We start from the raw sequence: 1,230 nt of genomic DNA on the forward strand, positions 1-1,230 counted from the left end.
GCGCTTGATCGGTGTCTCCAGTGCATCAACCAGCTGGATGATGGGCTTGCTGTCGGCATGGCTCCACTGGTCAGTGCCGGACAACGTTTCCTTGTGGGTATAGTTGCCCTTGTCCTGTACCAGGGAAGCGACACGCTGTTCACGTCCCAGCGCAATGACCTCGCTTAACAGCTCCACGGCATTCCCACGCGGATCAAAGTTCGCCTGCATGTTGGCAGCGTTATCCAGATCCTGTTGCGGGATATGGTCTTCCAGGCCGTAGTCCAGCACGAAGGCGGAGTCTTCTGTACCACCGAACTCGACCACGTTGGGCACGCCCTTACGCCCCACCAGTGTTTCAGGGATGGTGAAGCGGTCTTCCTTGTTGTACTTGGTCCATTTGAACTCCCGGGCCGGGACTGTGGTGCGGGGCAGGACCCGATCCGCAATAAACTCATTGTTGGTATAGGCGATGGCGATTGCCGTCAGCACCGGGTTGGTCACAAAAGGCGCGTTAGCCATGGTTCTCTCCGTTTAACCGTCAGAAGTCGTTTTTAAACCATCAGCCCTGGGCCAGCAGCACGGCGGCATAGTCGTCGGATTCCACATCCTCAAGGGCGATGCCGATGATGCGATGGGTAGGATCCGTCGCAGCCACAACCTTGCCTTCCGAGTTGCTGGTCAGCACCGTACCCTTGGTGAACGATGCCCCGGCACTCACCTCGGTGATACCGGAAACGATGACATCCACCCGCCCATGGTTTTCACTGCCAATCTGGGTGGTGACACCGATGAGGGCATCAGTGGCTGCATTGGCCTGCCGCATGGTCATGCGACCAGTACCGAAGGTCACCAGACGACGACCGATCAGAACGCCATCGGCCACAAAGGTTTTGATCAGTCCGTCGTTTCTGATACTCATGCGTCGATTCCCTGTTGCCGGATGGTGTTAACCGCCTCGGTAATGCTGACCATGCGACCTTCTTTACGGGCCTGCTCCTGGTAAGCCAGTGCCTTGCGGGCCAGCTCATCCGATGATGCCGGCGGCTCACTCTGGTCATCCTTGCTGTGTTCGTTGAAGTCCACCTGTGCCGGAAGACCGGAGAGAAACTTCAGCAGGTAGGCACGCTGATCCAGTGTCGTTTTTTGCTCACCTTCACCAAAGGAAACCACGCCTTTTTCGGTGTCCAGCGAGGCCATGAACGCCACCATCTGATCCTTATGGGCAGGCAGGAGTTTTCCTTTCTGTAC

3 protein-coding genes are annotated in these 1,230 nt (G+C 57.1%); all 3 read right to left on the reverse strand.

Going from position 1 to position 1,230, the window contains the following annotated elements:
- On the reverse strand, nt 1-501 hold a 501-nt coding region (locus ABD892_RS03175; protein WP_345193764.1), incomplete at its 3' end, for a hypothetical protein.
- Nucleotides 502-541: 40 nt separating this feature from the next.
- Nucleotides 542-901, reverse strand: a complete 360-nt coding sequence (locus tag ABD892_RS03180) for a capsid cement protein (RefSeq protein WP_345193767.1) — start codon at nt 899-901, stop codon at nt 542-544.
- The coding region (locus tag ABD892_RS03185) for a hypothetical protein (protein ID WP_345193769.1) at nt 898-1,230 on the reverse strand (333 nt) is incomplete at its 5' end. The genes ABD892_RS03180 and ABD892_RS03185, both read right to left, overlap by 4 nt.

This window comes from Kistimonas scapharcae (assembly GCF_039540975.1).
Taxonomy (GTDB): domain Bacteria; phylum Pseudomonadota; class Gammaproteobacteria; order Pseudomonadales; family Endozoicomonadaceae; genus Kistimonas; species Kistimonas scapharcae.

Coding starts and splice junctions, on each gene's coding strand:
- ABD892_RS03180 (WP_345193767.1), bottom strand. CDS start 901: ATGAGTATCAGAAACGACGGACTGATCAAAACCTTTGTGGCCGATGGC.